A 23,559-nucleotide genomic window follows, 5' to 3' on the forward strand; every position below is an offset into this window, starting at 1 on the left:
ACCATGGCGATTCCCCATCTGACGGCTGGTGACGGCACGTCGTTGCCGGCGATCGGACTCGGCACGTACCAGCTGAACGGCTCGGCGGGGGTCGACGCGATCGGTCAGGCGATCCGGGCGGGCTACCGGTTGATCGACTCGGCGGTGAACTACGAGAACGAGGGTGCGGTGGGTCGGGCCGCCCGTTCGGCGGGCGACGTGCGGGACGAGTTGGTCGTGACCTCGAAGCTGCCGGGGCGGCACCACCGCTTCGACGAGGCGCTGACCACCATCGAGGAGAGTGTGTTCCGCACGGGCCTCGACCGGATCGACCTGTATCTCATCCACTGGCCCAACCCGAAGGTCGGCCTGTACGTGCAGGCGTGGCGAGCACTGATCGAAGCCCGCGAGCGTGGCCTGGTCCGGAACATCGGTCTGTCCAACTTCCTGCCCGAGCACATCGACCGCCTGGTGGCCGAGACCGGGGTCGCCCCGCTGGTCAACCAGATCGAGGTGCATCCGTACTTCCCGCAGCAGCAGGCGATCGACTATCACCGGGCGCAGGGGATCCTCGTGCAGGCGTGGAGCCCGTTGGGCCATGGCAACGACGTGCAGCAGCACCCGACGGTCGTGGACATCGCGTCCGCACACGGCATCAGCCCGGCGCAGGCCATTCTCGCCTGGCACCTGGCCCGCCAGGTGATCCCGCTGCCCAAGGCCGCCTCCCCGCAGCGGCAGGCGGAGAACCTGGACGTCTTCGGCATCAAGCTCAGCGACGCGGAGGTCGAGGCCATCACGGCGCTGGGCCGCCCCGACGGGCGTCTCGCTGACCAGGACCCGGCGGTGTACGAGGAGTTCTGAGCGAAACGCCGCAGCGCTCACTGTGCGGTTGGCCGATGGATGCGGCTGGGCAATTACCGAATGTGATGTCTGGGTGGGGCGGATGCCATGAGGAGCGTGATGACTGGGAGGTATCAATATTCCTCTGAGTCATCACGCTCGTTGGCAGGACCGCCGCCAGCCGAGAGAACCCACCCGACGATCACGACCCGGTCGACGCGCGCGGGGCGAGGCGCACCGCGCAGGGCGACGCGCGACGCGCGACGCGCACGGGCCGACGCGCGACGCGCACGGCCCGACGCGCGACGCGCACGGCCCGACGCGCGACGCGCACGGCCCGACGCGCGACGCGCACGCTTGGGCGTAACGGGTGATCTGCCGACGGTCCGGGGCACCCCGACGTAGCGTGAAGCCGTGTCGACGAAAGATGTACTCACCAGGGCTGACCTCGCCGAACTTCGCCGCTCTGCGCTCGGCACGGCCAATCCGCTCGGTGTCGCCGCCGACATCGCCGAGGCGGTGCAGCAGGGCAGGCTGGAGGATCCGGACGACGCCGGGGACGCGCTGACGCTCGCCGCCGAGATCGCGGAGATCCGGGCGAGGCCGGATGCCGCCCTCCGGTACGCCGACAGCGCCCTGGCGGCGTACCCGACTGGTGATGACCCCCGGGCCGGCTTCGCCCGGGCGCTGCGGGCACGGGCCCTGTTGCAGGCCGGCGGCCGGGACGACGAGGCGATAGCGGAGCTGACCGCGCTGCGCCCGTTGCTGCTCGTACAACCCGATGCCCCCGCGTACGTGAGTGCGGCGTTGGACGCCGCCGGCCGTTCGGCGATCGCCGAAAGGTGGCTGAGCGAGGCGGTCGACACTCTGCTCGGCGAGCGGGCGACCGCCGCCGGTGCGTCGGCGCAGGCGATCACCGCCGTCGAGCCTGCGGTGGAGGTGGGGCCGCCCGAGTCGCCCGGGGTCCTGTTCTTCCTGTTGCAGCAGCGCCACCGGGTCCGCCGGAATCTCAACCTGCCGCACGACCGGCACGACGATCTGGCGGACCGCGTGGAGGCTCAGCTCGTCCGCCGGGCGGGGGAACGGGGCGGCGGTGAACCGGATCTGATCTTCTGGCCCCGGGCCGAGTTCGACCGGCTGCTCTCCACACACGCGGAGCTGACCGAGGTGTACGGGCCGGACTGGGACGCACACCGGGCGCGGCTGGAGAAGGAGCTGGTGCGGCTTGCCGACGCCGGCCAGGTCGGGCTGGTGGTGCTCAGAGCGACTGTCGACGGGCTGGACGGCTTCGCCGGCCGGAAGGACAGCGACCCGGCCGACGGGGAGGTCCGAGCCGGCTACGCGCGGGAGTTGGCGGCCCGGCCGGCGGCGCGGATCCCCTGGCCGCCGGAGCGCAACGACGCCTGCTGGTGCGGTTCGGGCCTCAAGTACAAGAAGGACTGCCTGCCGCGGTCCCGCGGCTGAGCGCGCCGGCTACCTCCCGGTGTGTCGCTGGTAGTGGCGGGCCACGCGGGCCCGGTTGCCGCAGGAGGGCTTGCACCACTCCTGACGCGGGTGGTCCTTGACGAAGTAGCGCACGCAGCGGGGCGCGGGGCAGGCGCGCAACTGCTCGCGGGTCGCACCGGCGAGGAACTCGATGACGGCCCGGGCCAGCCCTGCCGGGAGTGCCAGCCGGGGCTCTGTCGCCTCGCCGTGCCAGGCCAGCACCGGTGTGCCCTCCTGCTCCCAGGTCAGTACGGGCCGGACGGGCACCGTCGCGGCGGCCTGGTTGAGCCGGTCGACAGCCTCCGGCGGGGAGAGCAGCGAGGTGGACTCGGCTCGGCTCGGTGGGCCCGGTCGGACGGCGACGGCGAACAGGGTACGGGCGGCGCGGCGCACGGCGACCACGTCGAGGCGGGTCCGCTCGTCGACCTCAACGCGGGAGGTGTCGCACCTGGCGACGTACTCGCGCAGTGGTTCGGCGTGCTCGCGGAGCCAGGCGGTCAGGCCGGCGACGTCGGCGAGGTCGTCGGCGACGCCTCCGTTGCCGTCGTGCCGGATCGTGCTGACCAGGGCGAGCGCGAGCTGTGCGGACATCGGTGCCTCTCCCGTAGGCGGCTTGTGTGGCCGGTGTCGCCAAGTGTAGCGTCCCTAATGGTTGACGCATTCTTAATGCATTAGGGGGCAGTCGTGTTGTTCATCGCGCACCTTAGTGACACCCACCTCGACGGGCACCTCCGATCGGCGGAGCGGGCCGTCCGGGTCATGGACCACCTGCACGCCCTGCCGCGACCGGTCGACGCGATCCTGATCACCGGGGACATCGCCGATCACGGGGAGGTGTCCGAGTACGAGACCGCCGCGAGACTCTTCGACTCTCCCCTGCCGGTCCTGATGTGCCCCGGCAACCACGACGTGCGTGCCGCGTACCGCAAGGGTCTGCTCGGGGACGACGGCGGCGGCACCGGCCCGATCAACGCCCGGCACGACGTGGCCGGCGCGGTGTTCCTCCTGGCCGACTCGTCCGTGCCCGGCGAGGACCACGGCCACCTGGACGACGAGACTCTGGCATGGCTCGCCGACGAGTTGGCTTCGGTGCCGGCGGGAGCGCCGACGTTCGTCGCCCTGCACCACCCGCCGGTCGTGCTGCACCATCCGGTCATCGACGCGATGCGGTTGCTGCAGGCCGATCCCCTGGCCGCCCTGGTCGCCGCCCACCCTCAGGTCGTCGCCGTGCTGACCGGGCATTTCCACACGGCCGCCGCGAGCACGTTCGCCGACCGTCCACTGCGGATCGCGCCGGGTGTGGTCTCCACACTGCGGATGCCATGGGAGGGCGACCGGCCGCTGACCACCCAGACCCAGCCGCCCGGCGTCGCGTTCCACGTGTACGACGACAGCGGCCTCTTCACCACCCACTACCGGGTGGTGGTCTGAGCGTGCGCGGCGTGGCAGTGCTCGGCTTCCTGGTCGCCGTCGCGCCGATAACCGCCACACCTGGTGCGAGCCTGACGCTTGTCGTCTCGCGGGTCGCCACCGGCGGTCGGCGGCAGGGGTGGTGGGTGATCCTGGGTACTGTCACAGGGCTCTACCTGCACGCCACACTTGCCGCCGTCGGCCTGGCCGCGCTGGTGCTCCGGTCGGCTCAGGCGTTCTGGATCGTCAAGCTCCTCGGTGCTGCCTACCTGGTCGGGCTCGGGCTGTGGATGCTGTTCTCCGCGGCCCGGCGCTCCCCGTCGACCACGTCACCGCCGGCCCGCACGCGCCGACTGCCGTGGCGGGTGGACCACCCCTACCTCCAGGGGCTGCTGGGCAACGTCCTGAATCCCAAGGCCGCCGCCATCTATCTCACCCTCGCACCGCAGTTCCTCGAACCGGGCCGTCCCGTCCTGGTGCCCATGCTGCTCCTCGCCACAGCGCACTCCGCGCTGCACACCTGTTGGCTGGCCGGGTGGACTGTCGTCTCCGGCGCCGCCGGCCGGCTGCTCCGGACGGCCGCCGTCCGGCGCGTGCTGGACCGGCTGACCGGGGTGATCCTGCTCGGCCTCGGCGTACGGGCTGCGGTGACCTGAGGCGATCCTGGGTGACGCGTCCGGCGGGTACCGTTAGCGTCCCTGTCTGGATCATCGAGATCCGTTGTCACCGGAGGAGTCGCCGATGTTCGAGGAGTTCATGGGCCTTCCCGCCCACCCTCTCGTGCTGCACGCCGCTGTCGTGTTCGTACCGCTGCTGGCCCTCCTCACGGTCGGGTACGCGTTCGTCCCGCCGATCCGCCCGCACACCCGCTGGGTGCTGGGGTTGCTGGCCGTGGGGGCACCGCTGTCCGCGCTGCTGGCGAAGCTCTCCGGTGACGCCTTCTTCGACCGCATGCGGTCGGCCAACCGGGTCACCCCCGAGTTCCTGCCGAAGCTGGAGGCACACCAGGAGTTCGGCGACTTCACGCTGTGGGCGAGCATCGGTCTGGCGATCGTGGCCCTGGCCCTGGTCCGGTTCGTCGCGCCGCGAACCGCCGAAGGGAGCGCGGACACGCGCCAGGGCCGGGCGCTCACTGTGGCGTTGCAGGTGTTGTCGCTGGTGGCCGCAGGTGTCGCCGTGTACTACGTGATCCGTACCGGGGACTCTGGCGCGAAGGCGGTCTGGGAGGGCCAGTGATCGGCCCGGACAACGGTGGTGCGGCCCTGTTGAAGCGGACCGCACCACCGTGTTGACCGTCAGCCCGCGGCGTACGCCCGGATGATGGTCTGGTCGATGCCGCTACCGCTGTCGCCGTCTGCCTTCACCCGCAGCGAGACGGTGCCGGCCCGGGGCAGCTGGGCCCGGTAGGTGTCCCCGCTGCGGGTGACCCGGGCCGTTTTCCAGGTGACGCCGTCGTCGGTGGAGGTCCACACTTGGAACGAGGTCACCTTCTGCGCCTTGACGCCGTGCGCCTGGCGGACGGCGAACTCGGCGGTGCCGCCGGTGGGATGGTTGGCGGTGTCCATCGGCAGCGCGTAGTCGACAGCGAACAGCGGCAACGGCACGCTCCCGGTCCCGTCCGGGCCGGCGGATCGGAACGTCCACGAGGTGGAGACCTTCGTGGAGATCGGCAGGATCAGGCTCGTGTCGACGTCGAGGGTCATCCGGTAGTCGGCGGCCTGCTGCCCGACGGTGATGTCGGCGTACGGCAGGTCCCGCTTCTCGACGAGTGTGCCGTTGCGGTACAGCGACAGGTTGCGCTTCACCCCGATCGCGTTGTTCTGCAGGCAGTCGGCGCGCTGGTGCTGGTCGGTCAACGACACCAGGTCGATGTGCAGGTTGCCCCGGGTCCGTGACGGAGGCGTGGCGCAGGTCCAGCCGTTGTCGGCCGGGTCGTCGTACCAGCCGGAGTGCAGCGGCTGCCGCGCCCAGATCTTCGACTGCCGGCTGCCCGGCTGGTAGCGGCGAGGCGCCTCCTGGGCCGACAGTCCACCGTAGACACCCTCGTCGGCCCAGACGATCTCCGGCGACAGGTAGTCGGTGCGGTACGGCGGCAGGTTGCCCTCGTGGGTCTGGGTCACGCCCAGCCCTTCGGCTGTGAAGCCGGTCCGGATCAGCTGGGTGACCATTCCCGGCGAGTCCATCTGGTGGAAGCGCTGGTCGATGCGGGCCAGGCGGGCCTGCTCGGCTCTGCTCACCCGGTAGGCGGGGTCGCCCGGCACGCCATCGGGATACTCGTGCACCAGGTTGTAGCGGTACGGCATGGCCGTGCCCGCGGGCGAGTTGAGGTTGACGGCCGCCCAACCGCGCCGCGATCCGACGCTGGGCTTCGGCAACGGGGAGGTGCGGACGCTCGTCGCGGCCCCGTATCCGTTGACCTGACTCCACCAGGCCTGGCCGTTCGGCGCGGTCTGGAGGATGGTGAAGTCGACGCGCGTCGGCGTGGTGGCGACCCCGTCGACAGTCGCCGTCACCGGCTTGGCCCGCGCCGGGTCCAGCGTCACGCTACGTGGGCCCGTCACGTTCAGGTCGGACTCGCCCACGAGCGTCGACTCCAGCACGTCGCTGTCGACGTAGTAGGCGGCGGACGAGCCGAGGATCGCGTACCGGCCGGCGGGCACCCGGACGGTGAAGGTCTCACCGGGTACGCCGCTGGGCCCACCGTAGTAGAGGAGCGGGTCGGTGAGGTTGGCGACCAGGACGTTGATCCAGCTCTCCGCGCCCTCGGAGAGGTCGGGCAGCGGCTTGGTGTGGATCGTCAGGTCGTAGCTGGGCTGCTCGACGTAGAAGCTGACCGGGGTGGTCGACGCCAGTTTGCGTCCGGGGCCGCGGGCGGTGACGGTGGCCAGGTAGAAGCCGGGTCGCGCGGCAAGCGCCGCGCGGTTGATCCGCACTGTCGCGTTGGCGGTGCTGCCGCGCTTGAGCGTCACCCGGCTCGTCGACAGCGACACCGCGCCGCGTGGCACGGCCTGGCCGTCGTGGTTGACGATCGACACGTCGAGGTCGAGGTGGGTCGTCGCCGGGGAGGCGTCGCCGGTCCAGGTCAGCTTCGTCTCGCTGGTACCCGACTGCGGGTACGCGAACGTGCCGAGGTTGACCACCGGCTGGTCGCTGGTCGGGCCGCCGAGGGCGCGGGCCGCGTTGAGCCGGCCGGCTCCGACGGCGTACGGGTCGACGCCGGTCAGCGGGTCGGCCGCACCGACGAGCGCCGCCTTGAGCCGCTCCCCCGTCCAGTCCGGGTGCCGCTGGGCGAGCAGGGCGGCCGCGCCCGCCACGTGCGGGGCGGCCATCGAGGTGCCGGTGCTGCCCTCGTAGAACTTGTCGATCGGGTCCTGGAGGTTGGTGCCGGCCGCGCGGGCGGCCACGATGTCGACACCGGGCGCGACAAGCTCCGGCTTGGCCACGCGGCTGGTGACAAGCGGGCCACGGCTGGAGAAGTCGGCGAGCCGGTCGTCCCGGTCGACAGCGCCGACGGTCAGGGCGCTGGCGGCGGAGCCGGGTGAGGAGATCGCGCCACCGCTGTTGCCGGAGGCGATCACGAACAGCGCCCCGGTCTGCTTGCTCAGCGCGTCGACGGCGAGCGAGAGCGGGTCGCTGCCGTCGTCCGGATAGCTTCCGCCGAGGCTCATGTTGACCACGTCGGCGCGGGCGGCGGCCCACTCCATGCCGGCGATGATGCCGGAGTCCTCGCCGGAGCCGTGGTCGTCGAGGACCTTGCCGATGACCAGGTTGGCGGCCGGCGCGACGCCGCGACGCTGGCCGTTGGAGGCCGCGCCGGTGCCGGCGATCGTCGACGCGACGTGCGTACCGTGGCCGTTGTGGTCGACGGCGTCGCCGCCCTCGGCGGTGAAGTCGGCCCGGTCGACGACGCGGCCGGCCAGGTCGGGGTGGGTGAAGTCGGCTCCGGTGTCGAGCACCGCGACGCGGACGCCCTTGCCGGTGTAGCCGGCCTTCCAGGCATCAGGCGCGGCGATCTGCGCCAGGTTGCGGTCGAGGCCGGCGGGCTTGCCGGCGCCGGTCAGCGCGGTGGCGCGGACCTTGCGGTCGAGCCAGACCTTCTTCGCGCCGGCGAGCAGCGAGTTGGTGGCGAGCTTCGCTGTGGTCGGGCTCTTCTTGGGTACGCGGCCGGCGACCGCGCCGATGCTGGGCAGCGCCAGCACGTCGCCGAGCGCGGCCACCCGGGCGGAGGCGGTGGCGGGCTGCACGATGAGCGGCAGTTCCGTGGTGTTCTGGTCGTCGTACCCGTCGGCGATCAGCACTGTGACGTCGAAGAGGTCGGGGTCGAGGACCGGGCCGACCTGGGACGCGACGCGGGCGGGGATGACGTGCAGGTGGCCGTCCGGTCCGCAGGTCTGGTGGATGACCGAGTTGGGGTCGGCGGGTTGCACAGTGGCGTGCGGGCATCCCGATCCGGTGGCCCGTACGGTCACCACGTCCCCGGTGAGCAAGGTGACGGTGTGTGTTTTTCGGTCGGCTGCGGTGTCGGGCGCACTGGGTCGGCTGGGCCCGTCGGGGCTGGCAGTGGCGGTGCCGCCCGGTAGGGCGGTCAGCGCCGTGGCCGTGACGGCGACGGCCAGTAGCCACCGCGTTCTCTTGAGCATCCTGCTCCCTGTCTCATGTGGACAAACGTGCCTTTTCGGCGCGTCGCGCAAGATCATATGCACGTGCACGTGATCTTCGGAGCCCCTGGAAGACGTCTTTTCTTCGCCCACCTGGCAAGGGATTCGGCCATGTGTCGCCGCCGTACACGGTTCGATGTCGGTTCGATTACCACCCCCGATCGGGACACGGAACCGGCCGTCCCACGCGGACGTGTTCACCCACGACGCCGCCCGACGGGATCGACGGAACGTCGCCCCGGACCTAGCATGACGACGAATGGATCTTCGACGTTGGCCCCGCCGCGACCCGGCAACCAGCCCAACCGAAGGGAGACGCGCATGCGTCGACCCCGTCATCTGGCACTACTCAGCGTCGGCGTGTCCGGCGCGCTGATCCTCAGCGCGGCACCGGCAGCGGCGGCCCCAACCGCAGTGACCGCACCCACCGGCATCGTCGTCGCCGACGGCATGACCCAGCCGGTGTTCTCGCTTGCCGACGCCATCGAGGAGCGGGTGTACGTCCAGACCCCGGTGGACACCGACCACGACGGTCGCCCCGACCGGGTGGCCATCGACATCTCCCGACCCCGGGAGACCGCCACGCAGGGCTTCAAGGTGCCTGTCATCTTCGAGCACAGCCCGTACCGCAAGGGCACCTGGGGCGACGTGCCATACCCGAGCGTGCTTGTCGACGACCTGCCGCAGAACGGCCTCACCGACAGGTCGGGGCGTCGGGCGCTCGACATGGGCGTCCAGCGGGCCGAGGCGAAGGCCAACCTGCCCGGCTCGCTTGACGACTACTACGTCCCGCGCGGGTACGCCGTGGTGCTCGGTCAGAGCGTCGGCACCGGCGACTCGGAAGGCTGCCCGACCAGCGGCGACCAGGCCGAGACGCTCGGCACCAAGGCCGTCATCGACTGGCTCAACGGGCGGGCCAAGGGGTACGACGCGAGCGGCGCCCCGGTCACGGCCGGCTGGACCACCGGCGCGGTGGGCATGACCGGCGTCTCCTACAACGGAACGCTTCCGAACCAGGTGGCGACCACCGGCGTCAAGGGTCTGAAGACCATCGTGCCGGTCTCGGCGATCAGCAGCTGGTACGACTACTACCGGGCCAACGGTCTGGTCGTCGCGCCCGGCACCTACCAGGGCGAGGACCTCGACGTCCTGGCCCAGTACACGGCCGGGCAGGCACGGGCCGAGGGACCCTGCGCCGACGAGATCGCAAAGATCACCGCGGAGCAGGACCGGGTGACCGGTGACTACTCGAAGTTCTGGCAGGAGCGCGACTACTACGACGCCCGCAACGTCAAGGCCAGCGTCTTCGTCGTGCACGGCCTCAACGACTGGAACGTCAAGACCGGACACTTCGCCGGCTGGTGGGACCAGCTCGCCAAACGCGACGTACCGCGCAAGATCTGGCTGCACCAGGGCGGGCACGGCGGCCCGGGCAGCAGCGCCTCGGTGACCCTGCCCGACGGTCGGACGTGGACCTACAAGCAGACCGAGAACCGCTGGTTCGACTTCTGGCTGTGGAACGTCCGCAACGGGATCATGGACGAGCCGACCGCCGTGCTGCAGCGCGAGGACCGCGCCTACACCACGTACGCCAACTGGCCCGACCCGGCGGCGCGTGAGGTCGGGCTGCGGTTCGCCGCCGACGACGCCACCGCCCCGGGAGCGCTCACCACTGGCAAGCCACCGAAGGCGAAGGTCGAGCAGAGCTTCGTCGACGAGGGCCGGACCATCGGCCCGGACACCCTGGTAGCCAACCCGGACGCGGCAAGCGCCAACCGGCTCGTGTACCGCTCCCCCGCGCTGACCCAGAGCGTGCGCATCTCCGGTCGCCCCGAGATGCGGCTGCGGATGGCCATCGACAACAAGCCGGACGCGAACCTGACCGCGTACCTGGTGGACTACGGTCCGGAGGGTTCGACAGCGGCGCCGACGGTGGTGACACGGGGTTGGATGGACCCGCAGAACCGCAAGAGCGCCGAGCGCACCAAGCCTGTCAAGCAGGGCAAGCTGTACGACTACCGGTGGACGATGGAGCCGAAGGACTACGTGTTCCCGGCCGGCCACCGGATCGGCGTGGTCGTCTTCTCCAGTGACCAGGAGTACACGCTGCTGCCGCTGGGCGGCACCCGGCTGCGGGTCGCGCCGAACGACAGTGAGCTGCGGCTGCCGGTGGTCGGCGGGCGGGGCGCACTCGGCTTCTGATCGGCTCCGTCAACGGGTGGGGCGGTTCGACGACGCGTCGGGCCTCCCCACCCGGGTGTGGTCGTCGGGGGTCTCGGAATGTGCGAGTGCGGCAAGGAGCTGCAGTTTCTCGTCGCTGTCGCTGTCCTTGTCGGGGTAGTAGACGACGAGGATGACGTCACCGATGGGGAGTTTGTCCCGGTGGAGGCGTAGTTCACCGACGACGGGGTGGTGCACCGTCGTCGTGCCCCCGTCGAGGCTGCGGACATCGTGGCGGGCCCACAGGGTACGGAACCGCTGACTGGACAGCGCGAGTTCGCCCACCAGCTCGACGAAACGGGGGTTGTCGATGTCGTCACCGACGGTGGTGCGAAGGGCGGCGATGAAGTCGGCGGTGGCCTGCGTCCAGTCCTGGTGGAAGGCTCGTTCCTCCGGATCGAGGAGGAGCGACCGCAGCCGGTTCTGACCAGGCTGCAGGCGCGGGGAGAGCGCCATGGCCATCGGGTTGGAGGCCAGGACGTCGAAGGCGCGTCCTTCGACGAACGCGGGGATCTGAAGGTGGGCAAGCAGTTCGTACACCCGCGCTGGTACGTGCTCGGACCGCTTGCGGCGCGGCGCCCTGGGACGCGCCGCCGCGAGGTCGAGCAGATACGTCCGCTCGATGTCGTCGAGCTGCAGGACGCGCGCGAGCGATTCGAGGACCTGCGGTGAGGGGTTCTTGTCCCGGCCCCGTTCCAGCCGCAGGTAGTAGTCGGGGCTGATCCCGGCGAGCAGGGCGACTTCCTCGCGTCGCAGGCCGGGCACGCGGCGCCTGCCGCCGGTCGGCAGCCCTACCTGCGACGGTGAGACCAATTCGCGCCGGGCCCGAAGGTAGCTGCCCAGCCGGTGGCCGTCACCCGACTCCTCTTCCCTCATGGTCACCACGGTAATGCGGTGCGCGTGCCGCAGAGGGGGCCCTGCTGGGACCTGGGAAAAAGGGGGCCCTGCCACCTCCGGCGGGCTCCGTCAAGACTTGCTATCGCCCTGTTCGGAAAGGACAGCGGGCATCACTGTTTGCGCCCGCGAGTTCACGCGTCGGCGCCCTCTGGATCGAAGGGAAGATCTCGTGGATCTCTCCAACCGCACAGTTTTCATCGTCGGCGGCACCTCGGGTATCGGGCGAGAACTGGCCCGGCGGTTCGCCGCAACGGGCAGCACCGTAGCCGTTGGCGGTCGTAGCCCCGAGGCCCTCTCGGAGCTCGCCGCGGAAGGTTTCGGCACGTTCGACGTCGACGTCACCGACGGCGCTTCTGTCGGCTTTGCCCGGGACGCCGTGCTCGCCCGTTACCCCGAACTGGACACGGTGGTGACGATGTCGGGTGTCATGCTCATGGAAGACCTTCGCGACTCCGCGCACTTTCCGACGGCGGAGGCGACGATCGACACCAACCTGGTCGGCACCATCCGGGTCATCGACGCCTTCACTCAGCATCTGGTCGGTCGGGGTGCCGGCAGCTTCATCACCGTCACCTCCGGCATCGCCTTCCTGCCGTTCCCGCCCATGCCCAGCTACGCCGCTTCGAAGGCCGCGGTGCACGCCTACTCCGAGGCGCTGCGCGCACAACTCGACGGCACCGGTGTCGACGTCGTCGAACTCGTCCCCCCGGCCGTCGCGACAGCCGGGCAGGAGAAGGTGAACCCCCACGCGCTGCCGCTCGACGACTTCGCCACCGAGGTCATGCAACTGCTCTCGGCGAACCCCACCCCGCACGAAATCCTCGTGAAGGGCGTTCTCATGCACCGTTGGGCCGAGCGCGACGGCACCTACGCCGACCTCGTCGCGCAGCGCTCGAAGGCCCTGACGATGCTTCCCGGTCGCGAACGCTGACGCCCGACTGGATCGCCACCGGCGTCTGCCGCCAACTCGCGCCGCACGGGTCGCCAAACCCGCTCGACCGGGAATGTGGGTATATGGCACGGTCGTCGGGTGCCGGTATCCCGTCGTGACGTCCTGCAGTGGCAGTTCGACCTGACCTGGTCGCTGTTCGAATACCACCTGGAACGGCTGGAGCCGGCAGACTTCCTCTGGGAGCCGGCCGCGCACTGCTGGACGGTACGCCCGGCGGACGACGGCGGATGGGCACCGGACTGGGCGGACGCCGAGCCCGACCCGATCCCCGTCCCGACGATCGGGTGGCTCACCTGGCACATCGGCTGGTGGTGGACTGTCGCCCTCGACCACGCCCAGGGGCGTCCGCCACGGGAACGTGCCGAGATCGGCTGGCCCGGTGACGGCGACAAGGCGGTGGCCTGGCTGCGGGACCTCCGCACCGAATGGTTGGAGGTGTTGGCGCGGCTCGACGACGCCGACCTTGACGGCATCGCGCCGTTTCCGTGGCAGGGCGACCCGGCACACACCGTCGCCCACATGATCGCCTGGGTGAACGCCGAGCTCATGAAGAACGCCGCTGAGATCGGCCAGCTCCGCCTGCTGCGCCACGCACGCGAATAGCCACCCGGCCCGCCACTGACGGCCCTCGGCACCGGAAGGGGTGCGCCCTGGTGGTAGGCGCACCCCGACCGTCTACTCCTGTTCGGCCGCCGGCGTGAATGTCACCCGCGAGCGGACCTGCCGGAAGCCTGTCCGTTCCAACTCGGCCAGCACCGCGACCCGGTGGGCGTCCACGTCGGCGATCACCTCCCGGGCACCGTCCTCGGCCAGCAACCGGACCGCCTCGACCAGCAACTCACCCCGGACGGCGTCGTCGAGCAGGCCGAGGTAGGCGATGAGGGGGAAGCAGGCGTCGCCGGTCGGCCTGACCAGGCCCACCGGCTCACCGTCGGCCACCCCGACCCGCCACTGCTCGGTCGAATCCCCCAGCCAGGCAAGGGGGTCCGTGGCCAGGTCGACTCCGCCGACCCCCTGCGCGGTCTCCACCCCGGTCAGCACGTCCGGCTCGGCGATCCGCGCGACCAAGGTGTTGATCTCCGCTTTGTCGAGTGGCCTGCGGAACGTGTACCGCCCGGAGGTCGTCGGCAGCGGCGTGCCTGTCCAGGAGCACCGCAGCCGCTCTCCGCGCTCGACAAGCCCTGCCAGTCGGGCGGCCTCCATCGGGGCGCTGACCACTGCCAGCACCTCGGGTCGACGCCTCCAGTGCGCCGGGAGTGCGGCGTAGTAGACGCCCGGACCTCCGAGTGCCTCGTGGGCGGCGCGCAGCAGCGCGGCCCCCACCTCCGGCTCGGCGACCAGGTCGAACCGGTCCAGCCAGGGAGCGCCGACGGCCCCGGGCGGGAGCAGCCAGGCCGCCCTACCGACCACCTGGCCGGCGCGCAGGGCGACCCAGGTGTTCTCGGGTCGGTAGCCGCCGGCGGCGATGCCGTCGGCGTACGCGATCTTGCGCAACTGCGGCAACGGGTCGGGCATGGAGTCGAACAATTCTTCCTCGCCCGCGACGAGCGGGCGGATGACCAGGTCGGTCATGGCAGGTCCTCCGGAAAGCGCGCGCCCCGGTCAGATCCGCGTGGACGCCGGAACGCGGAGAGGGCGCAGAACATCGGACATTGTTCTGACCTCCTCTCGGGCTCGACGGCGTGCCCGAGAAGTTACCCGACGTGCTCGCCGGTCACAAGGCACGCGGCGTCGGCTACAACGTCGGGTTGGTCTGCGAGCCGCGCCCGTGGATATACCCGTCGGCGACGGCGATCCCGACCAGGATCAGCCCCGAGATGGCGGCCACGGCGACCGGCGGGAGGAAGAGCAGGGGCAGGGTAGCCACGACCAGCACCAGCACGCCGATCGGCAGCACCCGGCAGCGCGGCCGCATCGAAGATCGCTCCAGATAGGCGCGCCCGATCAGGAACAGCACCGGGCCGCCGCAGATGATGACCACCAGCGCCCAGTCGATCGGCGGGTGCGGGTCGTGGATGACCTGCCCGAACCCCACCGCTGTGCAGATGATGCCTGCGACGATGAGCATCAGACTGAAGCCCGACGACCGGGCCAGGCGCAGCGCGTTCGAGTCCGCGGCCTGCCCCGGGGCCAGGTGGTAGAAGTACAGCCGCCAGAACGCCACTACCGTCACGAAGGCGGCGACGAGAGTGATGGTCCGCCCGGTCGAGAAGCCTGGGAAACTCACCGCGAGCCCCGTCTCCAGCACCACCTCGGCCAACGCGATCATGAAGAACTGGTTGTACCGCTCCGCCAGGTGCGCCTCGGAGATCCCGAACGGGTTCCGTGGTCGTTTCGTGCCGAGGCGGGGCACCGGCCAGTGGATGGCGGAGCCGACGAGCTCGATGGCGAGGGCGATGGTCCAGAAGACCCCACGCCCGAAGCCCCCGCTGATGGCGCCGCCGATCCACAGCACGGCGGAGACCGTGTACCAGGTCAGTACCCGGGCGGGAAGTTTCCCTCGCGGATGCCCCCACTGCGCCAGCGTGAGATAGAGCGGCCGGCCCACCTGGATGATGACGTACGTGCAGGCGAAGATCAGACCCCGCTGGCCGAACGCCTGCGGCAGGCTGACCGCCAGCACCAGCGTGCCGAACATCGTCGCCAGCAGGATGACCTGGATGTCGGTGCGGCGGGGATCGTAGGTGCTGGACATGACGGCGTTGAGAAACCAGATCATCCACATCGCCGTGAAGAACAGCAGCGTCTGACCCGCCTCCGACAGCAGTGCGTGCCGGACGATGGTCAGGTCGTCGGCGACGCGGCCCGCCAGGCGCGCGAGCGCGAAGACGTAGACGACGTCGACGAGCAGTTCCAGGACTGTCGCGCTACGCGGGCTGCGGCTGTCGGCCAGCCCGCGCGACCACGAGGGCATCAGCATGCTCGTGCCCGGCCCGGCGGCCGGCAGGTTGGTCCCCGCACGTGGTCAGCTCAGCCGGTCAGGGGTCACCGGCACGGGCGTGCCGACACATCCGGCGAATGAGCTGGCCTGCGCCGATGCCATCGCCCGAGCCTCCCCGCCGACCGGTCCACCCCGTACCTGTTGAGGCACTTTATCCCGATCTTCGCGGGCTCCCGCGAGTTATCGCGGATCCGGCGGCGGCCGGGTCAGGCGCGGCTGGGATGGCCATGGCCCGACCCGACGGGCACGGGCTCAACGACCGGACGGGTCCACATGGTTGCGCCACGAGTGCCGGGGCTCGAAGCCCAGGACCCGGCGGGCCTTGTCGATGCTGAGAAGCGTCTCGTGCTCGCCCAACTCCCGGCGGATCTCGACTCCCGGGTAGACCTCGGCCATGAGGCTGGCGCTGGACCTGGTCATGACGGTGTCGGCGTTGGCGATGATGAACACGTCGGCGCCGGGCCGGTCGTGGGCGAGCGCCCGTTCGACCGCCTGCGCGCCGTCGCGGGCGTCGATGTAGCCCCACAGGTTCCACCGCCGCGCCCGCGGGTCGGCGTCGAACGACGGGAACGCCGCGTAGTCCTCGACGTCCATCACGTTGGAGAACCGCAGGCCCACCATGACCAGCTCCAGGTCCCAGCGGCAGAAGTGCCGCGCCATCTCCTCCTCAAGGGCCTTGTTCAGCGAGTACGTCGACTCCGGCCGTGACGCGTACTCCTCGTCGACGGGGGCGTACGGCGGCGGCGTGTCGAACGGCAACCCGAGCACCGTCTCGCTCGACGCCCACACCACATGTCTGATGCCGGCGGCCCTGGCTGCGGCGAACACGTTGTACGTGGCGGCGGAGTTGTTGGCGAACGTGGTCGCGTTGGACATCAGCCCGGGGGCGGGTACCGCCGCGAGGTGCACGATGGCCTCGACGCCGCCGGAGTGCTCGTCGGCGCCCCCGGTGAACGCCTCCACCACCTGGCCGTAGTCGGTGAGGTCGACGAGGAGGAACTCGCCGTCCACGTCGCGCGGGTCGCGTCCGCCGGCACGGTCCACCGCCAGCACGTCGACGCCCACGGCGCGCAGGTGCGTTACCACGGCACGGCCGAGCTTGCCGGTGGCGCCGGTGACGACGACGCGCCTGGGGAGTATGGGATCACTCATGCACCCATCCTCTCCAGCGGGGCGCGGCTCCGGGTACCCGGCCCACCCGTGCGACGCCGGCCCCGTTCGCCGGATCGGTCAGGAATCGAGAAGTACGCGACGGTGCGCCGTCCCTAGCATCATCGTCATGGACATCACCATTCACACGACAGTTCTTCCCCACGTCGACCCCGAGGAGTCGCTGGCCTTCTACCGCGACGTGCTCGGCTTCGAGGTCCGCACCGACGTCGGGCAGGGCACCATGCGGTGGATCACCGTCGGCCCTGCCGGGCAGCCCGACACGTCGATCCTCCTGGCGCCGCCGACAGCGGACCCCGGCCTCACCGAGGACGAGCGGCGCATGATCAGCGAGATGATGGCCAAGGGCACGTACGGCTGGATCCTGCTGGCCACCCGCAACCTCGACGACACGTTCGAGAAGGTGCAGGCCCGCGACGCCGAGGTCGTCCAGGAGCCCACCGAGCAGCCGTACGGCATCCGTGACTGCGCCTTCCGGGACCCGGCCGGCAACATGGTACGCATCCAGGAGCTTCGCTGAGAGTGCCCGGCGGCGGCTCGATCGACCTCGTGGCGACCCGCCCGTTGGCGCGCGTCCCGGCGTGCACGGCGCCCCCGAATGCGTAACGTGCAGGGGTAACGCTCACGCGAGGAGGAGACTTCATGTCCAAGCCACCGCTTCCCGAGACCGCGATCGCCATGCTCAAGAAGCCGAACCCGGCTGTCATGACGACGCTTCAGGCCGGTGGTCAGCCGGTGTCCGCCGCCACCTGGTACCTGTGGGACGACGGACGGATCCTGGTCAACATGGACGCGAGCCGCCGCCGGCTGGGCCATATCCGCAACGATCCCCGGGTCTCCCTCACCGTGCTGGACGAGGCCGGTTGGTACACCCACCTCAGCGTCATCGGGCACGTCGCCGAGCTGCGCGAGGACGAGGGCCTCGCCGACATCGACAGGCTGGCGCGGCACTACACGGGCGACGCGTACCCGCGGCGGGAACGCGACCGGGTCAGCGCCCTCATCGAGATCGACCGCTGGCACGGCTGGGGCGCGCTCAAGGACAACGACCAGGTCGGCTGACGCCCGCTCGGGCTCGTTCCCATCGCGGGCGGTCTGCTCGGCGATACGCCCGTCAGGGCGTCACCGCGCTGGTGGAGCGGGCGCCGACGCGGGTCACCAGGTAGCCGAAGGCCGCCGCGGTGAAGAACATGACGATGCCGTAGACGGCTGCCGGGATCGCCATCTGGGCGTTGTCGAGCAGTGCCGGGCTGAGGGCGATCGTGATGGCCAGTGTGCTGTTGTGGATACCGATCTCGAACCCGGCAGCCGTCGCTGCCCTCCGGTCGACCCCGGCAAGGCGCGGCACCCCGTACCCGATAGCGAGGCTCAGCAGGTTGAACGCGAGGACGGCGAGGCCGACGGAGACGAAGTAGTCGGCGATGTTCTCGCGTTCACCGAGCACGGCCCCGGCGATCACCGCGACGAGCACGACAACGGAGAGGATCCGGACCGGGCGGTTCAGCCGCTCGGCTACCTGCGGCACCCGGGCCCGGATGAGCATGCCGATCGCGACCGGGACGAGCACGATGGCGAAGACCTGGAGGACCTTGTCGAACTGCAGGCCGATGCTTCGCCCGTCGGGCAGGAAGTACGCCGCCGACAGGTTGACGAGGATCGGCAGGGTGAACGCGGCGAGCACCGAGTTGATGGCGGTCAGTGTGATGTTCAGGGCCACGTGCCCGCCGAACAGGTGGCTGTAGAGGTTGGCGGTCGTGCCGCCCGGGGACGCGGCCAGCAGCATCATGCCGACGGCCAGTTCCGGCGCCAGGCCGAAGGCCAGGACGAGGCCGAAGCAGATCGCCGGCAGCACCAGCACCTGGCACACCAGCGCGATGACGGCGGCTCTCGGATGCTGGGCCACCCTGCGGAAGTCCTCAGTGGTCAGCCCGAGACCCAGACCGAGCATGATGATGCCGAGGGCGATGGGCAGGCCGATCAATGTCAGGGCTGAGTCCATGGCACAACATCGTTACCACCGGGTAACGCCGTCACAATCCCCCATGTGGCTGGCGGCTCTTGACCGTTGACGGTGATCGGCTTAACTTCATCAATCAGATAAGTATCTTAACTAATTCTGCTTGATGCCTCGTGGGAGTGTGCCGATGCGACAGTTGCGCCACCGCCGTCTCACAGCAGTCGTCGCCCTGGCGACCCTGCTCGTCACCGCCGCCCCGCCCACCGCCGCGAGCGCAGGTGCGGGTACGGGCGCCAAACCCGAGCGCGCCGGCTTCCACCGGGTCGGCTACTTCACCCAGTGGGGCATCTACGGCCGCGCCTTCCCGGTCAAGAAGCTCGACACCTCCGGGGCGGCGAGCCGCCTCACCCACGTCAACTACGCCTTCGGCAACGTCAGCGAGGACGGCCGCTGCTATGTGGACGGCGGGCCGGGCGAGGGCGACGCCTGGGCCGACTACCAGCGACCCGTCCCCGCCGAGGAGAGCGTCGACGGTGTCGCCGACGCCCCCGGTCAGGCGCTCAACGGCAACTTCGGCCAGCTCGCCAAGCTGAAGGCCAAGCACCCCGAACTGAAGGTGCTGATCTCGCTGGGCGGGTGGAGCTGGTCGACGTACTTCTCCAACGCCGCCCGCACCGACGCCTCCCGCAAGGCGTTCGTCGCGTCCTGCATCGACATCTACCTCAAGGGCAACCTGCCGGGCAGCCCGGGAGCCGCGGCAGGCGTCTTCGACGGCGTCGACCTCGACTGGGAGTGGCCCAACTGGGAGGGAGAGCCCGGCAACGTCATTCGCCCTGAGGACCGGGAGAACTTCACAAAGCTGCTCGCCGAGTTCCGCAGGCAACTCGACGGGTACGGCCGCACGACCCGCAAGCACCACCCGCTGACCGCGTTCCTGCCGGCCAACCCGGCCACCATGGACGCCGGCTACGAGGGCCGCAAGATCTTCAAGTACCTGGACTTCGCCACAGTGCAGGGCTACGACTTCCACGGCGGCTGGGACGCGGTGACCAACCAGCAGTCGGCGCTGCGCGTACCCCGGGGTGCACCGGACAACCCGGACTTCTCCGCCGAGGTGGCCATCGACGGCTGGATCGCCCGTGGCGCGCCCCGCAACAAGCTCGTCCTCGGCATCCCGTACTACGGCAGGGGTTGGACCGGCGTCAGCGGCGGCGGCAACGGCCTCTTCCAGCCGGCCACCGGCCCGGCGCCGGCCACCTTCGAGGCTGGCTACGAGGACTACAAGCAGCTCAAGACCCTCGCCGGCAAGGGCTACACAGTGCACCGCGACCTGCGCTCCGGGCACGCCTGGCTGTTCGACGGCACTACCTTCTGGACGTACGACGACCCGGCTGTCGTGTTGCAGAAGACGCTCTACATCAGGCAGGCCGGTCTGGCCGGCGCCATGATGTGGTCGCTGGACGGCGACGACGACAACGCCACGCTGACCAAGACGATCGGCCTCGGCCTGACCACCTGGTAGGCGTACCGCGCTCCTGGCCCGTCGCCGACCGGTTCCCGGCCGGCGGCGGGTCGACTACCGGGCGGCCACCGCGCGCACTGCGGCCTCGACGAGCGCCGTCACCTGGCCCATGTCACGAGCCCGGGGTACGTCCAACTCGGCCGACCACCCGGCCGGACCGCTGAGTGTCACAGTCACGTCGTCGCGGCGATGGGTCAACCAGCCGGCGAGCGCCTGGACCAGCACCATTGCCACGCCAGCGTCGCCGACCGCCACCAGCAGAACAGACGCCTCCTCCTCGGCGGCAGCGGTCACCGTCCCGTGCAGCCGGTCGTCGGCGCGCAACCAGGACGCCAGCGACCGCTGCGCGTCGGCCACCGGACGATCCGAGTGCAGCGCGAGTGTGAACGAATCCGGCAACGTCTCCTCCTCGGCAGCGGAGTGATCGGCACAGCCCCGTCACTCCCGCCATCCTGCCAGCCGGCCCGGACAGCGGCATCCCACGCAGTCACGGAAGTCGATCGGACCTTGACCACGGTATCGACGCTTCATAGGCTCCGGCCACTGCGAGGCTGTTCCCGAGAAGGGAAACACGAGACATGGCCCCATCGATGCGCCCGTTCCGGTCGGTCCCACCGAGGCGGCTCGCGAGCGCCGCCACCATCGCCCTCCTGCTCGGCATGACTCCCCTGCTCGGCGGCACACCGGCCGCGGGTGCCGGCGCCCGGCCCACCCCGTGCAGCAACGACCCGGGCGCGCGGTTGAGCACCGTGCCGGCCCCGGAGGCCGTGCTCGGTTTCCCCCTCGGCGTGGGCCAGGAGCGGGTCGTCACCAACGGCGAGGTCCGCAGCTACCTCGCGGCGGTGGACAACGCCTCGGACCGGGTTGTCACGGGCGTGATGGCCACAAGCGTGCTCGGGCAACCGCTGCCGTACGCGGTGGTGTCAAACGAACGCCACGTGCGGCCGGCCGCGCTGCGTGAGATCGCCGACGACGTACGCGACCTGCGGGATCCCCGCCGGACCAGCGCGCGCACGGCGGCCAAGACGGCGAAGGACAGCCCGGCCATCGTCTGGGTCACCGCCAACGTGCACGGCGGCGAGAAGAGCGGCACCGACGCCGCCCTCAAGACGCTGTACGAACTGGCCGCCGGCCTGTCCTGCGACGTTGCCGAGCGCAACGACAACCTGGTCACCATCATCGTGCCGACCCAGAACCCGGACGGCCGCGACGCGACCCGGCGGCAGAACGAGTTCGGCTTCGACATGAACCGGGACTGGTTCGCCCGCACCCAGCAGGAGACCGACGGCAAGCTCGAACTGCTGCGCCGCTACCCGCCGCAGGTGTTCATCGACGCCCACGAGATGGGTGGCAGGCAGTACTTCTTCCCGCCCAACGCCGACCCGATCCACCACGAGATCGCCGGGGAGGCCGTGGACTGGATCAACCGGATCGGCGAGGCCAACAAGGCCGGCTTCGGCTACAACGGCGCCTGCGACGACACCGTCACGACCGAGTGCTACTTCAACTACGCCACGTACGACATGTTCTTCATGGGCTACGGCGACACCGTGCCGACCACCGGCTTCGGCGCGGCCGGCATGACGTACGAGAAGGGCAGCGCTTCAGCTGTCGCCGACCGGGTGCAGCAGCAGTTCCACACCCAGTGGTCGACGCTCGGCTGGGCCGCCGCCAACAAGCGCGAGGTGCTCAGCGGCTACTTCGACATCTGGACCGACGCGCTGGCCCAGGGCAGGGCGGGAACGCTGGAGCCCAACGAGGTGGTACAGCCCACCAACGAGGTCCAGTTCCCGGTGCCGGACATCACGATCCGCTCGTACTTCCTGCTGCCCGACCGGCAGCTCGCCGATGTCCGGCAGCTCGTCGAACGGCTGCGCCGGATGGACGTCGAGGTCTACGAGGTGCAGAAGCCGACCCGCGTGCCGAACGCCCGGATCTTCGGCGGCCGGAGCGCCACCAACGTGACAGTGCCCCAGGGGGCGTACTGGATCCCGATGGACCAGCCGCAGAAACACTGGATCCAGGCGATCATGGGCGAGGACCCGTACGTGCCGTTCCCGTACTTCTACGACGTCTCCTCCTGGAGCAACCCGCTGCTGATGGGCGTGTCCACCCTCTACACCGGCGACAACGTACGGCCCAAAGCGCAGCTCGTCCGCAAGGTCTCCGGCGGCCGGACCGGGCTCGCGTGGCCGTGGGGCTCGTACACGTACAAGCTGGACTCGGCTGCCGCCGCCGAGTTCACCTTCACCCTGCTCGACCGCGGCGTACCCCTCGTGCGGGACCTGACGACGAACACAGTGGCCATCGCGGCGTCGAAGGTGAGCCGGAGCGTCGACGAGCTGGCCCGGTCGCTCGGTGTCACAGTGGCTCCGGCCGGACGGCCCACCGGCACCCGGCTCACACTGCCCGACGTCGGGCTGTTCCAGGGCACCGGCATCTCCACCACGTCCGGTTCGCACGGCGAGGCCCGGTACGTTCTCGGCAAGCGGTGGGGCCTCGACCTGAAGCCGGTCACCACCGCCGACATCAACGACAACACCGAGGCGTTCACCGGCCGTACCGTGCTGCTGGTGCCCGACGGCAGCAGCGCCACCGGCGGGCTCACCGCGACCGGGCAGGCGAACCTGCGCGACTGGATCGCGCAGGGCCACACCTACATCGGGCTGCGCAACGAGGGCACACGGATGGCCCGCGCGGCCGGGCTCACGTCCACGACCGAAAAGCCCAAGCCTGCCGACTACCTGGTGATCGGCTCGCACCTGCGGGTCGACGTCGACCGCGACAGCCCTGTCGCCCTGGGCCGTCCCGCCGAGGACTTCGAGTTCAACAACAGCGACCCGATCCTCAACCCCAGCACCACCGGAACGAACGTGCTCACCTATCCGACGGGCGACACGTTCTGGGCCAACGGCTACACAGTGGGCGCGGACACGCTCAAGGGCACGGCAGCCGTCGTCGACGAACCGACCGGCGCGGGTCGGGCAGTGCTGTTCGCGTTCAACCCGCTCTTCCGGGCGTACAACGAAAATGGTCTGCACCTGGTGGCCAACGCGCTGCTCTACCCGGCGGGCGCGACCACGCCGGACGCCCGGCGCTCGGCCGGGGTCGACCCGGCACGGGCCAACGCCGCCGCCGCGCCCGTCGCGGCGGACCTGGGCGGCGGGTGGCGGCCCATCACCATCCAGGTCGCGGCGGCGGACCTGCCGCGCGCCCAGGCGATCGTCGAACGCTTCACCACCGACGCGACGGCGTCCGCGAAGAACGGCTCGGTGTACGTCGTGATCCCGAACCCGGAGGGACGCCAAGTCGACGAACACCCGTTCCTCGCCGACCTGGTACGCGCCCTGCGCGACGCCCAGGTGCCGCTGCGATCCGTGGTGGGCTGACCGGACCGGCACCGCGAAGCGCCCGTCCCCCTCGCGGCTTGGGGGCGGGCGCCTCTGCGCGTTCTGGGGCGATCTGGGGGTCGTCGTCGCGTGGTGCGGAGGATCTGGCGGGGTCTACGACGCCGGGCGACCTCGGTGA

The 23,559-nt window shown here is 70.4% G+C and carries 20 protein-coding genes; 12 read left to right on the forward strand and 8 right to left on the reverse strand.

The annotated features are described in order from the left end of the window. Window positions 1–3: 3 nt before the first annotated feature. Together F4558_RS12510 and F4558_RS32130 are read left to right on the forward strand one after the other, a co-directional pair. Window positions 4–840 (forward strand): aldo/keto reductase, encoded by an 837-nt coding sequence (locus tag F4558_RS12510; RefSeq protein WP_167944139.1) that lies wholly within the window; start codon window positions 4–6, stop codon window positions 838–840. A gap of 393 nt (window positions 841–1,233) precedes the next feature. Continuing rightward, window positions 1,234–2,283, forward strand: coding sequence for an SEC-C domain-containing protein (locus F4558_RS32130; RefSeq protein ID WP_167944141.1), 1,050 nt, complete (start codon window positions 1,234–1,236; stop codon window positions 2,281–2,283). A 9-nt stretch (window positions 2,284–2,292) separates the two neighbouring features. Here F4558_RS32130 and F4558_RS12520 read toward each other — a convergent pair whose 3' ends face one another. Beyond that, window positions 2,293–2,895, reverse strand: coding sequence for a CGNR zinc finger domain-containing protein (locus F4558_RS12520; protein ID WP_167944143.1), 603 nt, complete (start codon window positions 2,893–2,895; stop codon window positions 2,293–2,295). Between the two features lie 93 nt (window positions 2,896–2,988). Here F4558_RS12520 and F4558_RS12525 point away from each other — a divergent pair, with 93 nt between their 5' ends. The 3 genes from F4558_RS12525 to F4558_RS12535 all read left to right on the forward strand — a co-directional run bounded on the left by F4558_RS12525 (window position 2,989) and on the right by F4558_RS12535 (window position 4,950). Further along, complete coding sequence (locus F4558_RS12525) at window positions 2,989–3,735, forward strand: metallophosphoesterase (protein ID WP_167944144.1); 747 nt, start codon at window positions 2,989–2,991, stop codon at window positions 3,733–3,735. 2 nt (window positions 3,736–3,737) lie between these two features. Continuing rightward, complete coding sequence (locus F4558_RS12530) at window positions 3,738–4,370, forward strand: LysE family translocator (protein WP_306271777.1); 633 nt, start codon at window positions 3,738–3,740, stop codon at window positions 4,368–4,370. Window positions 4,371–4,455: 85 nt separating this feature from the next. After that, window positions 4,456–4,950, forward strand: coding sequence for a DUF2231 domain-containing protein (locus tag F4558_RS12535; RefSeq protein ID WP_167944148.1), 495 nt, complete (start codon window positions 4,456–4,458; stop codon window positions 4,948–4,950). Window positions 4,951–5,009: 59 nt separating this feature from the next. On the opposite strand, the gene F4558_RS12540 is transcribed toward F4558_RS12535, so the two are convergent. Next, window positions 5,010–8,354, reverse strand: a complete 3,345-nt coding sequence (locus tag F4558_RS12540) for a S8 family serine peptidase (RefSeq protein WP_167944150.1) — start codon at window positions 8,352–8,354, stop codon at window positions 5,010–5,012. Between the two features lie 339 nt (window positions 8,355–8,693). Here F4558_RS12540 and F4558_RS12545 point away from each other — a divergent pair, with 339 nt between their 5' ends. After that, entirely contained in the window at window positions 8,694–10,574 is a 1,881-nt protein-coding gene (locus tag F4558_RS12545; protein WP_167944152.1) for a Xaa-Pro dipeptidyl-peptidase, read from the forward strand. 9 nt (window positions 10,575–10,583) lie between these two features. Here the strand turns inward: F4558_RS12545 and F4558_RS12550 are convergent, their stop codons facing one another. Beyond that, window positions 10,584–11,468, reverse strand: coding sequence for a helix-turn-helix transcriptional regulator (locus F4558_RS12550; protein ID WP_167944154.1), 885 nt, complete (start codon window positions 11,466–11,468; stop codon window positions 10,584–10,586). 190 nt (window positions 11,469–11,658) lie between these two features. On the opposite strand from F4558_RS12550, the gene F4558_RS12555 reads away from it, so the two are divergent. Together F4558_RS12555 and F4558_RS12560 are read left to right on the forward strand one after the other, a co-directional pair. After that, the gene (locus F4558_RS12555) at window positions 11,659–12,420 is read left to right on the forward strand and encodes an SDR family oxidoreductase (protein ID WP_167944156.1); all 762 of its coding nucleotides are present in this window, start codon (window positions 11,659–11,661) and stop codon (window positions 12,418–12,420) included. A gap of 99 nt (window positions 12,421–12,519) precedes the next feature. After that, on the forward strand, window positions 12,520–13,044 hold the full coding sequence (locus F4558_RS12560) for a DinB family protein (protein WP_167944158.1): 525 nt from the start codon (window positions 12,520–12,522) through the stop codon (window positions 13,042–13,044). 72 nt (window positions 13,045–13,116) lie between these two features. On the opposite strand, the gene F4558_RS12565 is transcribed toward F4558_RS12560, so the two are convergent. The 3 genes from F4558_RS12565 to F4558_RS12575 form a co-directional block, all read right to left on the reverse strand. After that, entirely contained in the window at window positions 13,117–14,013 is an 897-nt protein-coding gene (locus tag F4558_RS12565) for an acetyltransferase (RefSeq protein ID WP_167944160.1), read from the reverse strand. Window positions 14,014–14,176: 163 nt separating this feature from the next. Continuing rightward, window positions 14,177–15,355 carry a low temperature requirement protein A gene (locus F4558_RS12570; RefSeq protein WP_167944162.1) on the reverse strand — a complete coding sequence of 393 codons (1,179 nt, stop codon included), beginning with the start codon at window positions 15,353–15,355 and terminating at the stop codon, window positions 14,177–14,179. A gap of 279 nt (window positions 15,356–15,634) precedes the next feature. Further along, on the reverse strand, window positions 15,635–16,534 hold the full coding sequence (locus F4558_RS12575; protein WP_167944164.1) for an NAD-dependent epimerase/dehydratase family protein: 900 nt from the start codon (window positions 16,532–16,534) through the stop codon (window positions 15,635–15,637). A gap of 127 nt (window positions 16,535–16,661) precedes the next feature. On the opposite strand from F4558_RS12575, the gene F4558_RS12580 reads away from it, so the two are divergent. Then, a complete protein-coding gene (locus F4558_RS12580) occupies window positions 16,662–17,072 on the forward strand; it encodes a VOC family protein (RefSeq protein ID WP_167944166.1) in 411 nt (136 codons plus the stop codon). A gap of 122 nt (window positions 17,073–17,194) precedes the next feature. After that, on the forward strand, window positions 17,195–17,614 hold the full coding sequence (locus F4558_RS12585; protein ID WP_053652886.1) for a PPOX class F420-dependent oxidoreductase: 420 nt from the start codon (window positions 17,195–17,197) through the stop codon (window positions 17,612–17,614). A 52-nt stretch (window positions 17,615–17,666) separates the two neighbouring features. Here F4558_RS12585 and F4558_RS12590 read toward each other — a convergent pair whose 3' ends face one another. Next, window positions 17,667–18,551, reverse strand: coding sequence for a bile acid:sodium symporter family protein (locus F4558_RS12590; protein ID WP_053652887.1), 885 nt, complete (start codon window positions 18,549–18,551; stop codon window positions 17,667–17,669). A gap of 145 nt (window positions 18,552–18,696) precedes the next feature. On the opposite strand from F4558_RS12590, the gene F4558_RS12595 reads away from it, so the two are divergent. Beyond that, window positions 18,697–20,031 carry a glycoside hydrolase family 18 protein gene (locus F4558_RS12595; protein ID WP_167944168.1) on the forward strand — a complete coding sequence of 445 codons (1,335 nt, stop codon included), beginning with the start codon at window positions 18,697–18,699 and terminating at the stop codon, window positions 20,029–20,031. Window positions 20,032–20,085: 54 nt separating this feature from the next. On the opposite strand, the gene F4558_RS12600 is transcribed toward F4558_RS12595, so the two are convergent. After that, window positions 20,086–20,430 (reverse strand): effector-associated constant component EACC1, encoded by a 345-nt coding sequence (locus F4558_RS12600; RefSeq protein WP_167944170.1) that lies wholly within the window; start codon window positions 20,428–20,430, stop codon window positions 20,086–20,088. 179 nt (window positions 20,431–20,609) lie between these two features. Here F4558_RS12600 and F4558_RS12605 point away from each other — a divergent pair, with 179 nt between their 5' ends. Then, window positions 20,610–23,420, forward strand: a complete 2,811-nt coding sequence (locus tag F4558_RS12605) for a M14 family zinc carboxypeptidase (RefSeq protein WP_167944172.1) — start codon at window positions 20,610–20,612, stop codon at window positions 23,418–23,420. Window positions 23,421–23,559: the final 139 nt, after the last annotated feature.

Origin of the sequence: Micromonospora profundi (genome assembly GCF_011927785.1) — a bacterium.
Lineage (GTDB): Bacteria > Actinomycetota > Actinomycetes > Mycobacteriales > Micromonosporaceae > Micromonospora > Micromonospora profundi.

Bases quoted from the DNA above. Each gene is read 5' to 3' on its own strand.
- F4558_RS12575 (WP_167944164.1), bottom strand. From the start codon at position 16,534: ATGAGTGATCCCATACTCCCCAGGCGCGTCGTCGTCACCGGCGCCACC.
- F4558_RS12510 (WP_167944139.1), top strand. From the start codon at position 4: ATGGCGATTCCCCATCTGACGGCTGGTGACGGCACGTCGTTGCCGGCG.
- F4558_RS12590 (WP_053652887.1), bottom strand. From the start codon at position 18,551: ATGGACTCAGCCCTGACATTGATCGGCCTGCCCATCGCCCTCGGCATC.
- F4558_RS12570 (WP_167944162.1), bottom strand. From the start codon at position 15,355: ATGCCCTCGTGGTCGCGCGGGCTGGCCGACAGCCGCAGCCCGCGTAGC.
- F4558_RS12595 (WP_167944168.1), top strand. From the start codon at position 18,697: ATGCGACAGTTGCGCCACCGCCGTCTCACAGCAGTCGTCGCCCTGGCG.
- F4558_RS12585 (WP_053652886.1), top strand. From the start codon at position 17,195: ATGTCCAAGCCACCGCTTCCCGAGACCGCGATCGCCATGCTCAAGAAG.
- F4558_RS12605 (WP_167944172.1), top strand. From the start codon at position 20,610: ATGGCCCCATCGATGCGCCCGTTCCGGTCGGTCCCACCGAGGCGGCTC.
- F4558_RS12520 (WP_167944143.1), bottom strand. From the start codon at position 2,895: ATGTCCGCACAGCTCGCGCTCGCCCTGGTCAGCACGATCCGGCACGAC.
- F4558_RS12540 (WP_167944150.1), bottom strand. From the start codon at position 8,354: ATGCTCAAGAGAACGCGGTGGCTACTGGCCGTCGCCGTCACGGCCACG.
- F4558_RS12550 (WP_167944154.1), bottom strand. From the start codon at position 11,468: ATGAGGGAAGAGGAGTCGGGTGACGGCCACCGGCTGGGCAGCTACCTT.
- F4558_RS12545 (WP_167944152.1), top strand. From the start codon at position 8,694: ATGCGTCGACCCCGTCATCTGGCACTACTCAGCGTCGGCGTGTCCGGC.
- F4558_RS12565 (WP_167944160.1), bottom strand. From the start codon at position 14,013: ATGACCGACCTGGTCATCCGCCCGCTCGTCGCGGGCGAGGAAGAATTG.
- F4558_RS12580 (WP_167944166.1), top strand. From the start codon at position 16,662: ATGGACATCACCATTCACACGACAGTTCTTCCCCACGTCGACCCCGAG.
- F4558_RS12535 (WP_167944148.1), top strand. From the start codon at position 4,456: ATGTTCGAGGAGTTCATGGGCCTTCCCGCCCACCCTCTCGTGCTGCAC.